20 protein-coding genes are annotated in these 19,201 nt (G+C 55.9%); all 20 read left to right on the top strand.

The features are described from left to right. Nucleotides 1-90: 90 nt before the first annotated feature. A complete protein-coding gene (aspS, locus tag KCG48_RS11315) occupies nt 91-1,503 on the top strand; it encodes an aspartate--tRNA(Asn) ligase (RefSeq protein WP_408004722.1) in 1,413 nt (470 codons plus the stop codon). 125 nt (nt 1,504-1,628) lie between these two features. Then, nucleotides 1,629-2,186: a GNAT family N-acetyltransferase gene (locus KCG48_RS11310; protein ID WP_211802309.1), complete on the top strand. Its 558-nt coding sequence runs from the start codon at nt 1,629-1,631 to the stop codon at nt 2,184-2,186. Between the two features lie 138 nt (nt 2,187-2,324). Further along, nucleotides 2,325-2,618: a rhodanese-like domain-containing protein gene (locus KCG48_RS11305; RefSeq protein WP_230977110.1), complete on the top strand. Its 294-nt coding sequence runs from the start codon at nt 2,325-2,327 to the stop codon at nt 2,616-2,618. Further along, nucleotides 2,619-4,274: an FAD-dependent oxidoreductase gene (locus KCG48_RS11300; RefSeq protein WP_211802308.1), complete on the top strand. Its 1,656-nt coding sequence runs from the start codon at nt 2,619-2,621 to the stop codon at nt 4,272-4,274. It begins immediately after the preceding gene. Beyond that, nucleotides 4,267-4,572, top strand: coding sequence for a rhodanese-like domain-containing protein (locus KCG48_RS11295; protein WP_211802307.1), 306 nt, complete (start codon nt 4,267-4,269; stop codon nt 4,570-4,572). The genes KCG48_RS11300 and KCG48_RS11295 overlap by 8 nt, the downstream gene beginning before the upstream one ends. Continuing rightward, a complete protein-coding gene (locus tag KCG48_RS11290) occupies nt 4,562-4,819 on the top strand; it encodes a metal-sensitive transcriptional regulator (protein WP_211802306.1) in 258 nt (85 codons plus the stop codon). Before KCG48_RS11295 ends, KCG48_RS11290 begins: the two co-directional genes overlap by 11 nt. A 92-nt stretch (nt 4,820-4,911) precedes the next feature. Further along, nucleotides 4,912-5,163 carry a metal-sensing transcriptional repressor gene (locus KCG48_RS11285; protein ID WP_211802305.1) on the top strand — a complete coding sequence of 84 codons (252 nt, stop codon included), beginning with the start codon at nt 4,912-4,914 and terminating at the stop codon, nt 5,161-5,163. 12 nt (nt 5,164-5,175) lie between these two features. Further along, nucleotides 5,176-5,688 carry a SprT-like domain-containing protein gene (locus KCG48_RS11280; protein ID WP_211802304.1) on the top strand — a complete coding sequence of 171 codons (513 nt, stop codon included), beginning with the start codon at nt 5,176-5,178 and terminating at the stop codon, nt 5,686-5,688. A 55-nt stretch (nt 5,689-5,743) separates the two neighbouring features. Further along, on the top strand, nt 5,744-7,084 hold the full coding sequence (locus tag KCG48_RS11275; protein ID WP_408004721.1) for a glucose-6-phosphate isomerase: 1,341 nt from the start codon (nt 5,744-5,746) through the stop codon (nt 7,082-7,084). 80 nt (nt 7,085-7,164) lie between these two features. Then, on the top strand, nt 7,165-7,887 hold the full coding sequence (locus KCG48_RS11270; RefSeq protein ID WP_211802303.1) for a 16S rRNA pseudouridine(516) synthase: 723 nt from the start codon (nt 7,165-7,167) through the stop codon (nt 7,885-7,887). Between the two features lie 361 nt (nt 7,888-8,248). Beyond that, the gene (gene pcrA, locus KCG48_RS11265) at nt 8,249-10,483 is read left to right on the top strand and encodes a DNA helicase PcrA (protein WP_211802302.1); all 2,235 of its coding nucleotides are present in this window, start codon (nt 8,249-8,251) and stop codon (nt 10,481-10,483) included. Nucleotides 10,484-10,540: 57 nt separating this feature from the next. Then, nucleotides 10,541-12,547: an NAD-dependent DNA ligase LigA gene (gene ligA / locus KCG48_RS11260; protein ID WP_211802301.1), complete on the top strand. Its 2,007-nt coding sequence runs from the start codon at nt 10,541-10,543 to the stop codon at nt 12,545-12,547. Beyond that, a complete protein-coding gene (locus tag KCG48_RS11255) occupies nt 12,540-12,827 on the top strand; it encodes a hypothetical protein (RefSeq protein WP_211802300.1) in 288 nt (95 codons plus the stop codon). The genes ligA and KCG48_RS11255 overlap by 8 nt, the downstream gene beginning before the upstream one ends. Nucleotides 12,828-12,926: 99 nt before the next feature. Further along, a complete protein-coding gene (gatC, locus tag KCG48_RS11250; RefSeq protein WP_211802299.1) occupies nt 12,927-13,226 on the top strand; it encodes an Asp-tRNA(Asn)/Glu-tRNA(Gln) amidotransferase subunit GatC in 300 nt (99 codons plus the stop codon). Further along, complete coding sequence (gatA, locus tag KCG48_RS11245) at nt 13,227-14,672, top strand: Asp-tRNA(Asn)/Glu-tRNA(Gln) amidotransferase subunit GatA (RefSeq protein ID WP_211802298.1); 1,446 nt, start codon at nt 13,227-13,229, stop codon at nt 14,670-14,672. A gap of 13 nt (nt 14,673-14,685) precedes the next feature. Next, nucleotides 14,686-16,119, top strand: coding sequence for an Asp-tRNA(Asn)/Glu-tRNA(Gln) amidotransferase subunit GatB (gene gatB, locus KCG48_RS11240; RefSeq protein WP_211802297.1), 1,434 nt, complete (start codon nt 14,686-14,688; stop codon nt 16,117-16,119). A gap of 65 nt (nt 16,120-16,184) precedes the next feature. Next, nucleotides 16,185-17,219: an AIR synthase family protein gene (locus tag KCG48_RS11235; protein ID WP_211802296.1), complete on the top strand. Its 1,035-nt coding sequence runs from the start codon at nt 16,185-16,187 to the stop codon at nt 17,217-17,219. Continuing rightward, nucleotides 17,210-17,956: a ribonuclease PH gene (gene rph / locus KCG48_RS11230; RefSeq protein ID WP_211802295.1), complete on the top strand. Its 747-nt coding sequence runs from the start codon at nt 17,210-17,212 to the stop codon at nt 17,954-17,956. The genes KCG48_RS11235 and rph overlap by 10 nt, the downstream gene beginning before the upstream one ends. Next, the gene (rdgB, locus tag KCG48_RS11225) at nt 17,947-18,567 is read left to right on the top strand and encodes an RdgB/HAM1 family non-canonical purine NTP pyrophosphatase (RefSeq protein ID WP_211802294.1); all 621 of its coding nucleotides are present in this window, start codon (nt 17,947-17,949) and stop codon (nt 18,565-18,567) included. The genes rph and rdgB overlap by 10 nt, the downstream gene beginning before the upstream one ends. Further along, a complete protein-coding gene (locus KCG48_RS11220; protein WP_211802293.1) occupies nt 18,545-19,027 on the top strand; it encodes a metallophosphoesterase family protein in 483 nt (160 codons plus the stop codon). The genes rdgB and KCG48_RS11220 overlap by 23 nt, the downstream gene beginning before the upstream one ends. Nucleotides 19,028-19,201: the final 174 nt, after the last annotated feature.

The raw sequence follows: 19,201 nt of genomic DNA, 5'->3' as shown, positions 1-19,201 counted from the left end.
TGACGGTTTCCTCAGCGGACCCCATGGGTGATTTTATTAATTGCCCATGGGGTTTTTTATCTTTATAGAGCAGAGAAAGGGGGTGATGGCATGGGACAGAAGGACAGTGTCCTCAAGGATTCTTCCGAGGATGGCGATGATGAAAACGAAATGGAGGAGGAAAAGAACATGATGATTAAACTGAACTGGATCAACGGAGAAACCCCCGAAGGGTTTCTGGAAGCCAAAACCTTGGGGGAACATCTCGGGGAGATCGTGAAGATCCGCGGCAGCGTCCATAAGATTCGGCGCATGACGGGATTTGCCTTTGTGCTGATTCGTCAGCGGAAGGGCATTGTTCAGGGGATCCTGAGCCCCGAATACACGCCCTTTCCCCTGGAGGAACTGGAGGAGGAGCTCTGCGGGAACTTCACTGTAGAAGTGGTGCCCGAAGAGCGATCCAAGACCGGCTTCGACCTGCGGATCCTGGCTGTAGAGATTCTCTCCCGGCCCAAGGCCCTATCCCCCGTAGTGCTGAACCAGAAAAATCTGGACGTGAACCTGGAGACAGCCCTAAATTATCGTCCCCTGACCCTTCGCCACGAAAAGGAGCGGGCGGTCTTTAAGATCCAGGCGGAGATGACCCGGAGCTTCCGGGAATTTTTCCACCAGGAGGGCTTCACGGAAATCCATACCCCGAAAATCGTCTATGCGGGAGCGGAAGGGGGGGCCAATATTTTCGCCCTGCCCTATTTCGGAAAGGAGGCCTTCTTAGCCCAGAGTCCCCAGTTCTACAAGCAGATGATGGTGGGGGTCTTCGAACGGGTTTTCGAAATCGGCCCCGTGTTCCGGGCGGAAAAGCATGACACATCCCGGCATCTCAACGAGTACACCAGCGTGGACCTGGAGATGGGCTATATCGCTTCCTTCCAGGAAATCATGGAGGTGGAGACCCGGATGATGCGTCACCTCATGGCCCATCTGGAAGAAAATGCCCAGGAGGAGCTAAGGTTACTGGGGGTAACGCTCCCCTCGGTGGAGGCCATCCCAGCGCTGAAATTTTCCGAGGCCAAGGCCCTCCTTTGGGGCGAGGAGGCAGGGGCAGAGTTTTCCCCGGATCTGGAACCGGAAGAGGAAAAACGGCTCTGCGCCCTGATTTACGAAGAAATCGGCAGCGAGTTTGTCTTTGTCACCCATTATCCCACGACGAAGCGTCCCTTCTACGCCATGGAGGACCCTCAAAATCCCGAGGAAACCTTGAGTTTCGACCTCCTGTTCCGCGGGGTGGAGATCACCACCGGGGGCCAGCGGATCCATGAGTATGGGGAACAGGTGGCCAAGATGAACCGGCGGGGAATGACGATGGAAGACTTTGAGAGCTACCTGATGATCCATAAACACGGCATGCCGCCCCATGGCGGGTTAGGCTTGGGCATGGAGCGCCTCACCAGCCGGCTTCTTCAGCAGGACAATGTGCGCCGGGCCACCCTCTTTCCCCGGGACACTCAGCGGCTCATCCCCTAAAGAGAAAGGTTAAATTTTCTTAACTTCTGCCTCAGCGGGAAAATCCCCTCCCGCTGAGGTATAATAGGAGATAGATGTGGGGAGGCAGCACCCCAAAACGGCACGAGGAAAAGGAGATTCGGTCCATGAATGAGAAGGAACTGATGGAGCAGGGATACAAGAAATATCGAGGTGAGGAGATGGACATCTATTTCAGCCTGGCCCTTTGCGAGCATGCGGGCATCTGCATCCGGGGCGACCGGGAGGTATTTAACCTCAGGCGAAAACCCTGGATCCTCCCCGATCTGGGACCCCAGGAAGAAGTGCAGCGTCTCATCGCCCAGTGCCCCTCCAAGGCCCTGAAATACAGGATGAAAGACAGTGAGGAAATTTTCCCCCAGCCCCATCCGGAAGAAACCCGCTACCAGAAAGAGGAAAGCGGACTGAAGATCTTGGCCTGCAAAGGCAGTCTTTCGGTGGGGTTCATCGAATTTCACCGGGAAGGAGAAGACCTCCTCGTCATCACCCGCACCGAAGTGGATCCGGCCTACAGCGGCCAGTTCATCGGCAATGGCCTGGTGAAGCAGGTGGTCAATGTGGCGGAGGAAGAGAACCGGAAAATACTTCCCCTTTGTTCCTTTGCCCGGAAGGTCATCACCCGAATTCCCGCCTATCGCCATTTGGAGCATAAACTACCCGACTAAACCGGAGCTGGCTTGAAGAAGCCAGTTCTTTTTTTACAAAGTCTATTTACAAGGATACCCCCCTATGGTATGATTCAAGTATACCAGGAGGGGGTATGATCCTCCTCCGCAATTTTGTGAATAAAAGGGGTAAATATTATGTTTTTTAATCGAATGAAATCTGTTTCCACCACCGAGCTTCAGGGGATGCTGAGCGAAAAGCCGCAGATCCTGGATGTCCGTGAACCCTATGAGTTTAAGAATGGCCATATCCCTGGCGCCAAGAATCTGCCGCTGGCGAAAGTAGGAACCTTCACTGGCCAGGGACCGGTTTACGTTATCTGTCAGTCCGGCATGCGCAGTTCCTCCGCTACCAAGCAGCTCACGAAAATGGGCGTGGAAGCCATCAACGTCAATGGGGGCATGAACCAGTGGAGAGGAGCGGTGAAGTAAATGAAAATTGTCATTGTCGGCGGAGTCGCCGGCGGCATGTCTGCAGCCACAAGATTACGAAGACTTCAGGAAGAGGCAGAGATCATCATCTTTGAAAAGGGACCCTACGTGTCCTTTGCCAACTGCGGTCTGCCTTACTACATTTCCGGGGAGATCCGAAAGCGCCAGAACCTTCTGGTCCAAACCCCCGAAAGCCTCCGGGCCCGTTTTGGCCTGGATGTCCGTCCCGAAACGGAAGTCCTTTCCGTGGACGGCGCCAAAAAGGAAGTCCTGGTCCGGGGACCCCAGGGAGAGTACCGGGAAACCTATGACAAGCTGATTCTCTCTCCGGGCGCTAAGCCCTTTATTCCGCCCACCCCGGGCCTGGCAGAGGCAAAGAATCTTTTCACCCTGCGCAATGTCCCCGATGTGGATGCCATTACGGCTTTCCTGGAGGAGAAATCCCCGAAAAAGGCTGTGGTCATTGGCGCTGGCTTCATCGGTCTGGAAATGGCCGAAAGCCTGAAGCATCGAGGACTGGACGTCACCGTGGTGGAAATGGCTCCCCAGGTACTTCCGCCCTTTGATCCCGAAATGGCGGCCTTCGTGGAAGAAGAGCTTACCGCCAACGGCATCCGGGTCATCACCGGCACGGCGGCCAGCGCTTTCCATGAAGAGGGACGCCAGGTGGAGCTGAAAAATGGCGAGCGTCTGGAAAGTGAACTCACCATCTTGTCCGTGGGCGTCCTGCCCGAAAACACCCTGGCCCAAAGCGCTGGCGTAGAGCTGGGCATGCGGGGCGGAATTCTCGTGGATGAGAACTACGAGACCAGTGTGAAAGATATCTATGCCGTGGGTGATGCCATCATCGTGAAGAATACGATTCTCGAGGACAATGCCATGATCGCCCTGGCCAGCCCCGCCAACCGCCAGGGACGCCAGGTGGCGGATATCTTAAGTGGCGTGGCCCGCAAGAACAAGGGCAGCATCGGTACGGCCATTGTCCGAGTCTTCGGGAAAGCCGCCGCATCCGTGGGGCTTAACGAGCGTCAGCTCCAGGCCGCGAAGCTTCCCTTCAAGGCCGTGCACATCACGGCCAACAGCCATGCGGGGTACTTCCCCGGCGCTTCCTCCATCTTCCTGAAGATGCTCTTCAGTCCTGTGGACGGCCGCATTTATGGTGCCCAGGCCGTGGGGGCTGACGGGGTGGACAAGCGCATCGACATCTTGGCCACAGCCATAAAGGGCGATCTTCGGGTGGAGGACCTCATGGAGCTGGAATTCACCTATGCGCCGCCCTTTGGCTCCGCCAAGGATCCGGTGAACATGGTGGGCTATGCCGCCACCAACATCCTGGAAGGGTTCAGCGACAATATCCAGTGGTACGAGCTGGAGGAGAAGCGTGAGGAAGGCTGGTTCCTTCTGGACGTCCGGGAGCCGGGCGAAGTGGCCCGGGGACGGATCGACGGGTTTGTCAACATCCCCCTGAATGACCTACGGGAGCGCTTACATGAAATTCCCGCCGGGAAAAATGTGGTGGTCAGCTGCCAGAGCGGTCAGCGAAGCTACATGGCCGAACGGATTCTCAAGCAGCACGGGTACCAGGCGGTGAACCTGGACGGTGCCTTTAATATTTACAGCAGAGCAAAGAAAGAGGAGATTCGATACGATGTATAATTCAATCATGATGGCAGAGTTTGAGCAAAAATTGAGACAGGGCAGCCTCAACGTGGTGGATGTCCGTGAAGATGACGAGTTTGAGTCAGGTCATGTGCCTGGCGCTGTGCATATCGCCTTGGGCACCATTCCGGAGAATCTTCACCTGCTGGACAAGAATACGGAGTACCATATCCTGTGCTTCTCCGGAAGCCGTTCGGCCATGGCCTCTAAATTCCTGGGTCAGCAGGGCTTCCGCGTGGTCAACGTCATGGGAGGCATGTCCGCTTATCGAGGAGAGATGGAGTATGGCCGATAAAAAAGCCTACCTCAACCGGCTCAGCCGGATGGAAGGGCAGCTCCGGGGCATCGGGAAAATGGTGGAAGAGGACCGGGCCTGTCCCGATGTGGTGACCCAGCTCATGGCGGTGCGCGCCGCCATGGACAAGGTGATCCACCTCATGGTGACGGAAAATCTTTTAAGCTGTGTCCAGGACCAGGAGGCCCAGGATCCTAGTGTCAGTCTGGATGAAGCCCTGAAGCTTCTATTTAAAAGCAAATCCTGAAGAAAGGAGGAGCACCTTTGCGGGTGCTCCTCCTTGGCATATTCTGGTATAATGGGGGTAATGAACAGGAAAAAGGAAGAGGAGAACAAGGCATGGAAAACAAGAAAGTTATCAATCGGCTGAACCGCATCGAAGGGCAGATCCGCGGGATCACCCGGATGATCGAGGAAGATCGGGCCTGCAAGGATGTGGTGGTGCAGCTCTCCGCGGTGAAAGCCGGCGTGGACAAGATTCTCAATATCCTCGTGTCGGAAAATCTTCTCAGCTGCATTGCCGGCGAAGAGGAAGCTGTGCAGCGGGAAAAGATTGAGGAAGCCCTGGAGCTCATCTACAAGATCAAGTAAAGGAGGCGGACCATGGGGAAAATCTGGACCCAGGAGGATGTGCGCCAGCTTCTGGTGGATACGGGTAAACGGGCGGGTCTCGACTGCAGCCATGTGCCCGTGGAGATCAGCAGCAAAATGGAAAAAACCATGGGCTCCTTCCTGTTTCGGGAAAAGAGCGGGATGATTACCCCCCACGCCTTTCGCTTTGCGGAAGTGCTGCTATCGGGAATCTACGCCGAGTCCGTGGTGCGGAATGTGATTATTCATGAATATGCGCATTTTTATGCCAATGTTCGGGATCAGGAGAACCATATGCATGATGAGGTCTTTAAAAGCACCTGCGTCATGCTGGGCATCCCGGACCACACCTATTTCAAAGAGCTGATTCCGCCGGTGAAGAAAAAAGGCTATATCCTGGTGTGCAGCCAGTGCGGCGGCAAGGTGGCGGTGCGGCGAAAAATCGATGCCGTGGAGAAGATTCTCAGGATGAAGGTTTCCCGCTGCTGCCATGCGAAAATCGGCTACCGGGAAGGTGTCTACTAACCAAGCTATGGTATAATAAAAAACGAATCTGAATATACAAAGGATGGTGTCAATTATGATTAAATTGGATCTGAGCAAACTGGACGGATTCCTCCGCCCCCATGAAATTGGTTATCTGGATCCCCTGATCAAGGAAGCCCACCGGCTTCTCCAGGAGAAGACCGGCCCAGGCAATGATTTTCTTGGATGGGTGGATCTGCCCGTGAATTATGACCGGGAAGAGTTCCAGCGGGTAAAAGAGGCAGCGAAGAAAATTCAGGCGAATTCCGATGTCCTCATCGTCATCGGTATCGGCGGATCTTATCTGGGAGCCAAAGCGGCCCTGGAGATGATGACACCCACCTTCTACAACAGCCTGTCCAAGGAGAAGCGCAAGACGCCGGAAATCTATTTCCTGGGACAGAATATTTCTGGGGATTATCTCCATGACCTCTTCAACATGATCGAGGGCAAGGACATCTCCGTCAATGTGATCTCCAAATCCGGAACCACCACGGAGCCCGCAGTGGCCTTCCGCATCATGAAAGATTACCTGGAAAAGAAGTACGGACGCGAAGAAACCGCCAAGCGTATCTACGCCACCACGGACAAAGCCCGGGGCGCCCTGAAGAGCCTGTCCAATACGGAAGGCTATGAGACCTTCGTGGTTCCCGATGATGTGGGCGGACGCTTCACCGTGCTGACCCCTGTGGGCCTTCTGCCCATCGCCGTGGCGGGCCTGGACATCGACCTCATCATGGAAGGGGCTAGAAAAGCCCGGGAAGCCTACAGCGTCCCCAGCGTGAAGGAAAATGACTGCTATGCCTATGCCGCTGCCCGTACTGCGCTCCATCTGCGGGGCAAGGACATTGAAATCCTCGTGAACTACGAGCCCGCCCTGACCTACTTCTCCGAATGGTGGAAGCAGCTCTTCGGCGAGAGCCACGGCAAGGACGGCAAGGGGCTTTTCCCGGCCAGCGTAAACTTCTCCACGGATCTTCACTCCATGGGTCAGTACATCCAGGACGGACGACGCAATATCTTCGAAACCGTCATTAATGTGGAGCAGCCCAACACCAGCTTCACCATCGAAGCCAACGAAGACAATCTGGACGGCCTGAACTTCCTGGCTGGCAAGACCATGGACGAAGTGAACAAGAATGCCTTCAAGGGAACCCTCCTGGCCCACGTGGACGGCGGAGTCCCCAACATCGTGCTCAGCCTCCGGGACAAGAAGGAGGAGAGCTTCGGCTACCTCGTGTACTTCTTTGAACTGGCCAACGCCATCAGCGGCTATCTTTTGGGAATCAACCCCTTTGATCAGCCTGGCGTGGAGGACTACAAGAAGAATATGTTCGCCCTCTTAGGCAAACCAGGCTATGAGGCGCTGAAAGAAGAACTGGAAAAACGTCTGTAAGCCTCTCGCTGTTTCTGGCGAGAGAAAGAAAAGGTCCGGAAGCAGCTTCCGGACCTTTGTCATCAAAAGGAGGAATGGACATGGCCACAGAGCGGATCGATAAAATCCTGTCCAATATGGGCTATGGAAGCCGCAAGGAAATCAAAGAAAAAATCAAAGCGAAGAGCGTCACCGTGGACGGAGACCTGGTGAAGGATCCGGGCCTCAAGGTGGACACTGAAACCCAGACCCTCGTCATCGAGGGAGAAGAGGTGGTGTACCGCAAGTACATTTATCTCCTCATGAACAAACCCAAAGGGGTGGTATCGGCCACCTTCGACAACCACGATCAAACGGTCATCGATCTTCTGCCTTTTGACTATCAGGCCTTTTCGCCGGCTCCCGTAGGAAGGCTGGACAAGGACACCGTGGGGCTGCTCCTCCTCACCAATGACGGCGAGCTCAACCACAAGCTCCTTTCCCCCAAAAACCATGTGGACAAGGTCTACTATGCCTATCTTCGGGATGAGGCCAAGGAAGAGGATGTGGAAGCTTTCCGCCGGGGTGTCCTCCTGGCGGACGGCTACAAATGCCTTCCTGCGGGGCTCGTCATCGGGGAAGAGGATCGGCGGGAAGTTTGGGTGACCCTCCGGGAGGGAAAGTTCCACCAGGTGAAGCGCATGTTCCATGCCCGGGACAACGATGTGACCTATCTGCAGCGGATTTCCTTCGGCTCCCTGAAGCTGGATGAAAACCTGGATGAGGGTGAGTTCCGGGAGCTCACGGAGGCAGAGCTGGAGGGGCTCAGAACCGATAAAATATAAATGTTTACATTGGGCTTTGAAAAAATGAAAAGGTTTCAAATCGCTATTCTCTGAAAGATGGCCAAAAGCGTTGAAATGGAACGAAAAAATCCGATATAATGCTTGCTGTAAGGACAATAAAAAGACGAATAGCCCCTTTTTATGGGGATAACCACCCCCCCAATCGGTTATCCCGAGCTGCCTTCTACGCTCTTTCCGGATCCCCCCAATTTTCGGAAGGGGCAGAATGAAAAACCTGAACGCTGGTCGTTCAGGTTTTTGTTTTGCCCAAAAATATGAGGAAACATCCGTTCATTTTTTGATTGTCTGGGAACGGGAGTTCTATGGTATAATTTAAGGTGAACGATAAGGAGTGAGGAACTTGGATTTGAAAAAACTGCTCAATGAGGAGCAATACGAAGCGGCCACCACGGTGGAAGGACCCCTGTTAATTCTTGCCGGCGCCGGATCCGGAAAGACCCGGGTGCTAACCCATCGCATCGCCTACATGCTGAATGAGAAAGGGATCAATCCCTACGAAATTCTGGCCATTACCTTTACCAACAAGGCGGCGGGAGAGATGCGGGACCGCGTGATTTCCCTGGTGGGAGACACGGCCCTGAACATGTGGATTTCCACCTTCCATTCCAGCTGTGCGAAGATTTTGCGCCGGGAAATTGAAGCCCTGGGCTACAAGAAGGATTTCACCATCTATGACAGCTATGATCAGAAATCCCTGGTGAAACAGGTGATGAAGGAACTGTCCATGGATGAAAAAGATATCTCCGACAAGGAAATTGCCGGGGAAATTTCCAATGCCAAGAACCTCCTCATCGATCCTCTGACTTTTAAGAAAAACAATGAGTATCATTACCGGAGAAACAAGATTGCCGATGCCTATGTGCTCTACCAGAAAAAGCTGAAGCAGAACAATGCCCTGGATTTTGATGACCTCATCATGAAAACCGTGGAGCTCTATGAGAAGTTCCCGGAGATCCTGGACAAGTACCGCCGAAAGTTCCGCTATGTGCTGGTCGATGAGTATCAGGATACCAACCACGCCCAGTACAAGCTGATTCTCCTCCTGACGAAGGAGCACAAGAATATCTGCGTGGTGGGCGATGACGACCAGAGCATTTACCAGTTCCGAGGTGCGGATATCCGCAACATCCTGGACTTCGAGAAGGACTTTCCCGAGGCCAAGGTGGTGAAACTGGAGAAGAACTATCGCAGCATGGGGAATATCTTAAGTGCCGCCAACTCCGTCATCAAGTACAACGTGGAGCGCAAGGAGAAAACCCTGAAGAAGACCAAGGATGAAGGGGCGAAGATCAAGGTGTACCGAGCCTACAATGAAGGCGAGGAAGCCAGCTTCGTGGTCCGGGAGATGGAGCGGCAATACCGGGAGGGAAGACGCTACAAGGAGATGGCCGTGCTTTACCGCACCAACGCCCAGTCCCGTAAGTTTGAGGAAGCTCTCATCCGGGAAGGCGTGCCCTACAAGATCATCGGCGGCCTTCGGTTCTATGACCGCAAAGAAATCAAGGACATTTTGGCTTACCTTCGGGTGATCAACAATCCCTTCGACGAGGTGAGTCTGCGCCGAATCATCAATGTGCCGAAGCGCAGCATTGGAAATACCACCCTGGACAAGCTCCAGGAGCTGTCCCTGGAACACGAGGAAAGCCTCTTTGACACGCTCCTGAACCTGGAGGAGTACAATCCCTTTACGGCCCGCACCATGGGGGCAGTCATGGGATTCCGTGATCTGATCCTGGACTTCAACGACAAACAGCTGGACATGAAGGTGTCGGATCTCGTGGATCATATTCTGAAGACCACGGGCTACCTGCAGGAGCTTCGCGCGTCTAAGAGTCCCGAGGACATCTCCCGGGTGGAGAACCTGGAGGAGTTTGTCAACGTGGCCATGGAGTACGAAATGACCTCGGAAAACCCTTCGCTCCAGGAGTTCCTGGAAACGGTGGTTCTCGTGTCCGACATCGACAGCTATGAGGAAGAAAGTGACAATGTGACCCTCATGACTCTCCACAGCGCCAAGGGGCTGGAATTCCCCGTGGTCTTCATGGTGGGCATGGAGAACGGTCTCTTCCCCGGCACCACCTCCCTCAATGATCCCAAGGAGATGGAAGAGTCCCGAAGACTGGCCTATGTGGGGATCACCCGGGCCATGGAGGAGCTCTACATGACCTATGCCGAGAACCGCATGGTATACGGCCGGACCATGTCCTATCCCGTGTCAGATTTCCTCCTGGACATCCCGTCGAACCTCAAGGAACACCTGAACGACGAAAAGAAGTCCTTCCGAAAAGAGGTCAATCCCCACACCATCAAGTATACGGACCGCAACATGAAGTACACCAACTACAGTGTGGAGAAAGCCCTGGAGGATGCGGCCCGAATTCTGGATATTCCTGAGAAGACCGCGCTGACGGCGGAGGATCTCACCCTGGGCATCAAGGTGAAGCATCCGAAGTTCGGCGTGGGCACCGTGGTGGGTCTTTTGGAGGAGAGCGGTGACTACAAGGTCACCATCGCCTTTGACGGCAAAGGCGTGAAGACCCTGATCCTCAGTCTGGCCCCACTGGAGCTGGCATAACGAAGTAAAAGAAAAGGAGAAAACTGCAGAGCCTAGGCTCTGCAGTCAAGGCCAACGATGGAAGAGAAGAAACAGCGGATTGAAACCCTGGTGGAGGTGCTGAACCGTCATGCCCGGGAATACTATGTCCTGGACAGTCCCACCATCAGTGACCAAGACTATGATGCCCTCTACGACGAGCTGAAGGCGCTGGAAGAGGAAACGGGCCATGTGCTATCCTATTCGCCCACCCAGCGGGTGGGGGATGAGGTGCTGCCCGGTTTTTCCAAGCACCGTCATAAGGCCCGCCTTTGGAGTCTGGACAAAGCCCAGTCTCTGACGGAGCTCCTCGCCTGGCATGAGCGGAACCTGGCCTTTGTGGCCGATTATAACGCGAGCCATGAGGATTCTCTGCCCCCCGTATCCTATGTGGTGACCCGAAAGTTCGACGGCCTCACGGTGAATCTCACCTATGGCGAGGACGGCGTCTTGCAGACGGCGGCCACCCGAGGCAACGGTGCGGAGGGTGAATTGGTCACGGCCCAGGTGAAGACCATCGGCTCGGTCCCCCTGAAGATCGCCTCCGGCGATGTCCTGGAGATTCACGGCGAAGCCCTGATGACCAAGGAAGCCTTTCGCCGCTACAACGAAGAGGCACAGGTGCCCCTGAAGAACACCCGAAATGGAGCTGCGGGAGCCCTGCGAAACCTGAATCTGGCAGAGACCCGCCGGCGAAGCCTCACGGCGTTCTTCTATGATGTGGGCTACAAGGAGGGGAAACCCTTCGAAACTTACCAGGAGATGATCACCTTCATTGAGGAGAAGGGGTTTCTCACTGACGGCTTCTTTAAACAAGCGTCCACCTTCCCGGAGATCGAAGCCATCATCAGGGGCATTGAAGCCGAGCGGGAATCCCTGGATTTCGACATCGACGGGGTGGTCATCGCCCTTAACGACATGCGCACCCGGGATCTCATGGGGTACACGGTGAAGTTCCCCCGCTGGGCCATCGCCTACAAGTTTGAGGCGGAGGAAGCCACCACTACCCTTCTTTCTGTGGAGTGGAACGTGGGCCGCAGCGGCCGGGTCAATCCCACGGCCATCCTGGAGCCGGTGGAACTCTCCGGCGTCACGGTGAAACGGGCCACCCTGAACAATATGGACGACATCCGCCGCAAAGGCGTTCGGCTGGGGGCTACAGTACTGGTTCGCCGGTCCAATGATGTCATCCCCGAAATCATGGGCGTGGTGGAAGGTGGCAAAGGTTTCACGGAGGAAATTCTGCCTCCGGAAGTTTGTCCTTCCTGCGGCACCCCGCTGATTCTGGACGGCGCTCATCTTTTCTGTGAAAATACCCTGTCCTGCAAACCGCAGCTCATCAAGAGCATCGTCCATTATTCCGGACGAAACGCCATGAATATCGATGGCCTCAGTGAAAAGACCGTGGAACAGCTCTTTGAAAAGCGGGATCTGCGGGACGTGTCGGCCCTCTACCACCTCACCCTGGAGGACTTCCTCCAGCTGGACAAGGTGAAGGAGAAAAAGGCCACAAAGTTTCTCCAGGCCATTGCCGATTCCCGGCACCGAGAGCTCCATGCCTTCCTCTATGCCTTGGGTATTCCCAATGTGGGTATCTCCACGGCGAGGGATCTGGAAAAGACTTTCGGAACCCTGGAAAAAATCCGCCATGCCACCAAGGAAGAGCTCCTCAGCGTCAATGAAGTGGGCGAAGTGGTGGCGGACAGCATTCTGGCTTTCTTCCGCTCCCCGCTCATTCAGGCTGAGGTGGACCGCCTCCTGGAGGTCGTGGAGCTGAAAGCCCCTGTGGAGGCTGTGGTAACATTGAATCCCTTCCTGGGGAAGACCGTGGTCCTCACGGGAAGCCTCACCATGTTCACCCGCAAGGAAGCGGAGGAGAAGCTTCTGGCCCTGGGCGCCAAGGTGTCCTCGTCCGTCTCCAAGAAGACGGACTATGTGGTCTACGGCGAAGAAGCCGGTTCCAAGCTCACCAAGGCCCAGGAACTGGGCGTAGCCACCCTCACGGAGGAGGAATTCCTCCAACTGGCAGGTGAGCAGCATGGGTGAGGATAAGGGGGAGAAGCTCCTGGGAACCCTCAGCTGGATGAGTCTCTTTGCCACTTTGTGCGTCGTGGTGCTTACGGTGCTGCAGATGAACGGCATTATCCGGATCCCGGGTTTTGGTGAATATCTGTGGCTGGAGCTCATGATTTTTATGGGGCTGGTGCTCTGGGGCTGGCGCTTTGCCGTGAACAGCCGGCGTTATCCCGATTACCGGAAATACAGCATGGCGGCCTTTCTCTTTGCCGCTGTGCAGTTAATTTTCCTCTTGTCTGCTGTATATTAGGGGCAGTTATGCTAAAATGAATACAGGTTTTTACGAAGAAGTTATGACGCAAGTTGTAACTTCTTCTCGTAATGCAATAAGAAATTACGGAGGTGCGATATGGCAGTATCCAAGCGGGATGTGGACTATATCAAGGAGCTGGCGAGGCTCCGCGTCAATGAGGACGAAACAGACGGTCTGGTAAAGGACCTGAATATGATTTTAGGGTATGTGGACAAGCTCCAGGAGCTGGACACGGAGTCCGTGGAGATTTTGGTGAACCCCCTCTATCTGGAAAATGTGTTCCGGGAAGATGTGGTGGAGGAATCCCTGACCACGGAGGATTTCCTGCAGAATGCACCGGATCAGGTGGATAATTATCTGAAAGTGCCCAGCGTCATCGGCGGGGAGGAGGAATAAATGGAACTGTATAAACTGAAAGCCCATGAACTCCGCACCTTGCTGGACCAGGGTGAAGTCAAAAGTGAAGAAATCGTGGAAAGTCTCCTGTCCCGTATCGACGCGGTGGAGCCTAAAGTGGGTGCCTTCCTCCATGTGGAGCGGGAAAAGAGCATAGCTGCGGCAAAAGCCTATGATGCGAAGAAAGGCCCCCAGGGCCTTCTGGGCGGAATCCCCGTGGGCATCAAGGACAATATTTCCGTGAAGGGGATGCAGAATACCTGCGCCTCCAAGTTCCTGGAGGGCTATGTGGCTCCCTATGACGCCACGGTGGTGGAAAAAATCCAGAACGAGGGCGCTATTATCCTGGGCAAACTCAACATGGATGAGTTCGCCATGGGCTCCTCCACGGAAAACAGCGCCTTCAAAATTACCCGGAACCCCCATGATCTGGAACGGGTTCCCGGCGGTTCCTCCGGCGGCTCCGCGGCAGCGGTGGCAGCCCAGGAAGTGCCCCTTAGCCTGGGTACGGACACGGGCGGTTCCGTCCGTCAGCCGGCCAGCTTCTGCGGCATCGTGGGCCTGAAGCCCACCTATGGCAATATTTCCCGCTACGGCGTCACGGCCTTTGGTTCCACGCTGGACCAGGTGGGCCCCATGGCGCGGGATGTGAAGGACCTGGCGCTCTTGACCAGCGTCATCACGGGGAAGGATTCCCGGGACTTCACCACCAATCCCCTGGAAACACCGGGATACCATACCCACTTGTCCAAGGATCTGCGGGGCAAGAAAGTGGCCATCGCCCGGGAATTCCTGGGAGAAGGCCTCCAGGAAGGGGTTCGGAAGAACCTCATGGAGGTCATCGCTGTCCTGAAGGAGCAGGGGGCCACCGTGGACATCATCGACCTGAAACTATCGGATTACTCCTTAGCCGCATACTACATCATCTCCTCGGCGGAGGCTTCCTCCAACCTGGCCCGTTTTGATGGCGTCCGGTACGGAAAGCGCGCCGATGAAGTGAAGGATATTCTGGATCTCTACAGCCGGTCCCGCAGCGAAGGCTTCGGACCGGAGGTTAAGCGCCGGATCATGCTGGGAACCTATGTCCTTTCCGCCGGCTACTATGACGCCTACTACGCCAAGGCGCTGAAGGTGCGCAAGCTCATTCAGGACGAGTACCGCGCCATCTTCAGCCAGTACGAGGCCATCATCTCCCCCACAACCCCGACCCCGGCCTTCAAGGTGGGAGAAAACACCGAGGACATTCTGGCCATGTATCTCAACGATGTCTACACCGTTCCGGTGAACATCGCCGGGATTCCCGCCGTGTCCATCCCCTCCGGGAAACTGGGCAATCTTCCCCTGGGTCTCCAGATCATGGGCAAGCACTTCGACGAGCAGGGCATTCTTAACTTTGCCTATGCCGTGGAAAGCGCACTGAACCTGGACATGACCCCGGGATTATAGGAGGATGGAGAAGATGAAATACGAAGCGGTTATCGGACTGGAAGTCCATGTGGAACTGTCCACAAAAACCAAAGCCTTTTGCGGATGCACCACGGAGTACGGCGGAAAGCCCAACTCCCATGTGTGCCCCGTTTGCCTGGGTCTGCCTGGTGCCCTTCCCCGGATCAACCTGGAAGTGGTGAACAAAGCCCTGAAGACCGGCCTGGCCTTAAACTGCAGCATCAACCGATTCAACCGGTTTGACCGGAAGAACTATTTTTACCCCGATGCCCCGAAGAACTATCAGATCACCCAGAACGACTACCCCATCTGCTACGACGGGTTCATCGAAATTGACGGGGCCGACGGCACCCGTAAAAAGGTGGGCATTGAGCGGATCCATATGGAAGAGGATGCGGGCAAGCAGCTCCATTCCTCCAAGGGAACCCTGGTGGACTTTAACCGATCCGGGGTCCCCCTCATTGAGATTGTCTCCAAGCCCGATCTTCGGACTCCCGAGGAGGCCAGCCAGTATCTGACGAAGCTGCGCAGCATTCTCCTTTCCCTGGGCGTTTCCGATGTGAAGATGGAAGAAGGTTCCCTTCGCTGTGATGCCAACATTTCCCTTCGGGAAGTGGGCGCCACGGCCTTCGGCGTCAAGGCCGAAGTAAAGAACATGAATTCCTTCAAGTCCCTGGAAAAAGCCCTGCGTTATGAGTTCCTCCGCCAGGAGGAAGCCCTGGAAAAGGGCGAAAAGCTCTCCGTGGAAACCCGGCGCTGGGATGAAGCCCAGGAGAAGACCATCCTCATGCGGTCCAAGGAAATGGCCAACGATTACCGCTATTTCCCGGAAGGGGACCTGGTTTCCCTTTCCATCAGCGAGGAATGGATCGAAGGCATCCGCTCCACCATTCAGGAGCTGCCCCATGAAAAAGAGGAGCGTTTTGTCCGGGATTACGGCATTCCGCCCTATGACGCCATGGTGCTGACCCTCACGGAGGACATGGCCAACTACTTTGATGAAACCGTGAAGATCTGCGGGGACGGCAAAGCCGCCTCCAACTGGCTCATGGGGGATATTTCCCGACTTATGAACGAGGCGGGCACCTGGGTGAAGGAGCTGAAGTTCAGCCCAGCCCAGCTGGCGGGGCTTTTGGCGCTCATTGAAAAGGGCACCATTTCCACGGCCATCGCCAAGACCGTCCTCACCCATATGTTTGCAGAAGGCAAGGACCCCCAGGTCATCGTGGAAGAGCACGGCCTCGTGCAGAACAACGATGAGGACTTCATCCGGGAAGCGGTGAACCAGGTTCTGGACAGCGCCCCCCATGTGGTGGAGGATTATCGAAACGGAAAGACCAAAATCATGGGCTTTGTGGTGGGACAGACCATGAAGGCCACCAAGGGAAAAGCCAATCCCGGCATCATCAACAAACTGGTTCAGGAAGAGCTGGAACGGCGAAAATAGGGAAGGGAGCCCAGGAATTATCCTGGGCTGTCTTCGTTGAAACGGCAGGAAGGAGAAAGCAAGACATGATCACGGGAAAACTCAATTGGGATGTGCTGGCGAAGCTTCTGAAGAACAACCAGGGAGCCCTGCGGCCGGAAGTGGAGCGGGGAGGATCCGTGGGCGAAGACTGCGCGGTGGTGAACCTTTCCGGGACGAAGCTCGTGCTTTCCACGGATCCCGTCACGGCGGCGGCAAACCATACGGGCCGCATCGCCTACCACATTAACCTCAATGATATTGCCACCACCGGGGCAAAGCCCCTGGGCATCCTGGTCACCGTGCTGGCACCTCCTCAAGGGGAGATCTCCGACATCGAAACGGTCATGGCGGAGATTTCTGAGGAAGCCAAGGTCCATGGGGTCATGATCTTGGGCGGCCATACGGAGGTCACCGATGCGGTGAACCGCATGGTGGTATCCATCACGGCTCTGGGGGTAATGGATCCCGGGGAAAAGGTCCTCTGGACCGCCGGAGCGGAAGAAGGCAACGGCCTCCTGGTCACCAAGGCGCTGGCCCTGGAAGGCACGGCCATCCTGGCCCAGGACTTTCCGGAACGCTGCCGGGAGGTGCTCACGGAAAAAGAGCTGGATGAGGCGAAGGCCTTTGCCCGGGAACTCAGCGTGCTGCCCGAGGGCCGGCTCATGCGCAGCTTTGCCACGGCCATGCACGACATCACCGAAGGCGGGATCTTAGGCGCCCTCTGGGAAATGAAGACCGCTTCCGGCCTGGGCTTTGAGATCGAGGCGGCGAAGCTTCCTCTGCGGCCTGTGACCCGAAAGCTCTGCGCCCACTTTCAGCTGGATCCCCTGCGCCTCATCTCCTCCGGGAGCATGCTCATGGCGGTGAAGGATCCGGAGAAAGCCTTGGCCGAGCTCACGGCAGCGGGCATTGAAGCCCATCTCATCGGCAGAATGGTGAAGGAAGGCGGCGTCCTCCTGGAGGAGGGAAGGCGCATTCTTGTGGATCCGCCGGCCCGGGATGAAATCTACAAACTCTACGATGTGGAGGAAGGATCAGCAAGTATCCTTCCAGAAAAGAAGGAGAAACCATGCGAATAGATCAGCGACAACCCCAAGAACTGCGGCCCATGAAGATCACCCGGGCCTTTACGAAATATGCCAAGGGCTCGGTGCTTATTGAAGTGGGCGAGACCAAGGTCATCTGCACCGCCAGCGTGGAGGAAAAGGTTCCGCCCTTCCTCAAGGGCAGCGGCAAGGGCTGGGTGACGGCGGAGTACGGCATGCTGCCCGGCTCCACCCATACCCGAAAAAACCGGGATATTGCCAAGCTTCGTCTCGATGGGCGAAGCTCGGAGATTCAGCGGCTCATCGGCCGTTCCCTGCGCTCCATCGTGAATCTGGAGGCCCTGGGCGAACGCACCATCTGGATTGACTGTGATGTCATCCAGGCGGACGGCGGCACCCGCTGCGCCTCCATCACGGGAGCCTTTGTGGCCCTGGTGGATGCGGTGAATGCCCTGGACCGTGAACAGCGCTTCGCCGTCTATCCCCTCCAGGGGATGGTATCAGCGGTGAGCGTAGGCATCCGGGAGAACACGGTGCTCCTGGATCTTTGCTATGAGGAAGATTCCACCGCCGATGTGGACATGAATGTGGTCATGAATGACAAGGGAGAATTCATCGAACTCCAGGGCACAGGGGAAGAACGCCCCTTCACCGCCCAGGAGCTCACGAGCCTCTTGGCCGTGGGAGAAGCGGGGAACCGCGGAATTCTTGAAAACCTCCGGGAGCTTCTCGGAAATGATCTGGAAAGGGTGGGCGAAGCATGCGAATAATCATTGCCAGCAACAATGCACATAAAATTGGAGAAATCAAAACCATGCTGAAGGAGTTTGATCTGGAAGTCCTGGGCCTCCAGGATGCCGGTATCGACCTGGACGTGGAGGAGGATCAGGACACCTTCATGGGCAACGCCTACAAGAAGGCCAAGGAGATCTATGATCATCTGACGCCGGAAGCCCAAGAAAACACCTGGGTTCTTTCCGATGACACGGGGCTGGCCGTGGAGGCTCTCCACGGGGCTCCCGGGGTCTATTCCGCCCGCTACAGCGGCGTTGCCCATGACGATGCGGGAAATAACCGAAAGCTCCTTAAAGAGCTTCAGGGGATCCCGGAGGAGGGGCGGGGCGCCAAGTTTGTCACGGCCATGGTTCTCCTCGGAAAAAAACTGGACATCCGAGTCTTCGGCGAAGTCCAGGGACGGATCCTGGAGTCCTTGAATGGCCAGGGAGGCTTTGGCTATGATCCGCTGTTCTTCTCCTTTGATCTGGGGAAGTCCTTTGGGGAAGCCACAGAAGCGGAGAAAAACAGCGTGTCCCACCGGGGACGGGCTTTGGAGGCGCTCCTTCGGGAGCTGAAGCACGATGAAAATCGCGGTGGTTTCTGATACCCACCGGCAATACGGAAAGATCGAAAAGGTCTGCAGCGTCATCGTCAGGGAGAATCCTGACCGTATCCTCCACCTGGGGGATCTGGCGGAGGATGCCGATGTCATGGAGGCGCTCCTGGACCGTTCGGTGCTCCGTGTCGCCGGCAACTGTGACGGCGGGAGCGGGGAACCTTTGGAGCTTCTTCTCCAGCTGGAGGGGCAGACGATCTTTGCCACCCATGGACATCTCTACCGGGTGAAGCTCACCACGGAAGGGCTCCTTCAGGCGGCTCGGGACAAGGGTGCCAGCATTGCCCTTTACGGGCATACGCATCTGGCCCGGGAGGAATCCCGCCTGGGAGTGACCCTGGTCAATCCCGGCAGCGCGGCGCTGCCCCATGGGGGTCAGGCACCCACCATGGCCTTTCTGGAGCTGGCTCCTCAGGGGGTGAAGGTCCGGTTTGTGCCCATCGGATAAGGAATAAAGCAGGAGGAGGGGTTTCCTTCCGTTTTTTCTTTTCCCCCTTTTAAACCCTGAGGAATTAGGTTATAATCGTAATTGACCTCAAGTCCCAGGTCCTTTGGGCGGGATTTCTCCTTCCTTGACGAAACGGCAGCCTCCATGGAGACGGGTTTTTAAAAAACTGCGTCG

The sequence above is a fragment of the Proteiniclasticum sediminis genome (genome assembly GCF_018128025.1).
Lineage (GTDB): Bacteria > Bacillota > Clostridia > Clostridiales > Clostridiaceae > Proteiniclasticum > Proteiniclasticum sediminis.
The sequence above is the reverse complement of the archived record's forward strand: the minus strand, read 5'-3'. Positions and strand labels throughout refer to the sequence as shown.

Bases quoted from the DNA above. Each gene is read 5' to 3' on its own strand.
- gatC (WP_211802299.1), top strand. From the start codon at position 12,927: ATGGCAGTATCCAAGCGGGATGTGGACTATATCAAGGAGCTGGCGAGG.
- KCG48_RS11310 (WP_211802309.1), top strand. From the start codon at position 1,629: ATGAATGAGAAGGAACTGATGGAGCAGGGATACAAGAAATATCGAGGT.
- KCG48_RS11255 (WP_211802300.1), top strand. From the start codon at position 12,540: ATGGGTGAGGATAAGGGGGAGAAGCTCCTGGGAACCCTCAGCTGGATG.
- gatB (WP_211802297.1), top strand. From the start codon at position 14,686: ATGAAATACGAAGCGGTTATCGGACTGGAAGTCCATGTGGAACTGTCC.
- rph (WP_211802295.1), top strand. From the start codon at position 17,210: ATGCGAATAGATCAGCGACAACCCCAAGAACTGCGGCCCATGAAGATC.
- KCG48_RS11300 (WP_211802308.1), top strand. From the start codon at position 2,619: ATGAAAATTGTCATTGTCGGCGGAGTCGCCGGCGGCATGTCTGCAGCC.
- KCG48_RS11295 (WP_211802307.1), top strand. From the start codon at position 4,267: ATGTATAATTCAATCATGATGGCAGAGTTTGAGCAAAAATTGAGACAG.
- KCG48_RS11305 (WP_230977110.1), top strand. From the start codon at position 2,325: ATGTTTTTTAATCGAATGAAATCTGTTTCCACCACCGAGCTTCAGGGG.
- KCG48_RS11280 (WP_211802304.1), top strand. From the start codon at position 5,176: ATGGGGAAAATCTGGACCCAGGAGGATGTGCGCCAGCTTCTGGTGGAT.
- KCG48_RS11235 (WP_211802296.1), top strand. From the start codon at position 16,185: ATGATCACGGGAAAACTCAATTGGGATGTGCTGGCGAAGCTTCTGAAG.
- KCG48_RS11290 (WP_211802306.1), top strand. From the start codon at position 4,562: ATGGCCGATAAAAAAGCCTACCTCAACCGGCTCAGCCGGATGGAAGGG.
- rdgB (WP_211802294.1), top strand. From the start codon at position 17,947: ATGCGAATAATCATTGCCAGCAACAATGCACATAAAATTGGAGAAATC.
- aspS (WP_408004722.1), top strand. From the start codon at position 91: ATGGGACAGAAGGACAGTGTCCTCAAGGATTCTTCCGAGGATGGCGAT.
- KCG48_RS11220 (WP_211802293.1), top strand. From the start codon at position 18,545: ATGAAAATCGCGGTGGTTTCTGATACCCACCGGCAATACGGAAAGATC.
- KCG48_RS11285 (WP_211802305.1), top strand. From the start codon at position 4,912: ATGGAAAACAAGAAAGTTATCAATCGGCTGAACCGCATCGAAGGGCAG.
- KCG48_RS11270 (WP_211802303.1), top strand. From the start codon at position 7,165: ATGGCCACAGAGCGGATCGATAAAATCCTGTCCAATATGGGCTATGGA.
- gatA (WP_211802298.1), top strand. From the start codon at position 13,227: ATGGAACTGTATAAACTGAAAGCCCATGAACTCCGCACCTTGCTGGAC.
- KCG48_RS11275 (WP_408004721.1), top strand. From the start codon at position 5,744: ATGATTAAATTGGATCTGAGCAAACTGGACGGATTCCTCCGCCCCCAT.
- ligA (WP_211802301.1), top strand. From the start codon at position 10,541: ATGGAAGAGAAGAAACAGCGGATTGAAACCCTGGTGGAGGTGCTGAAC.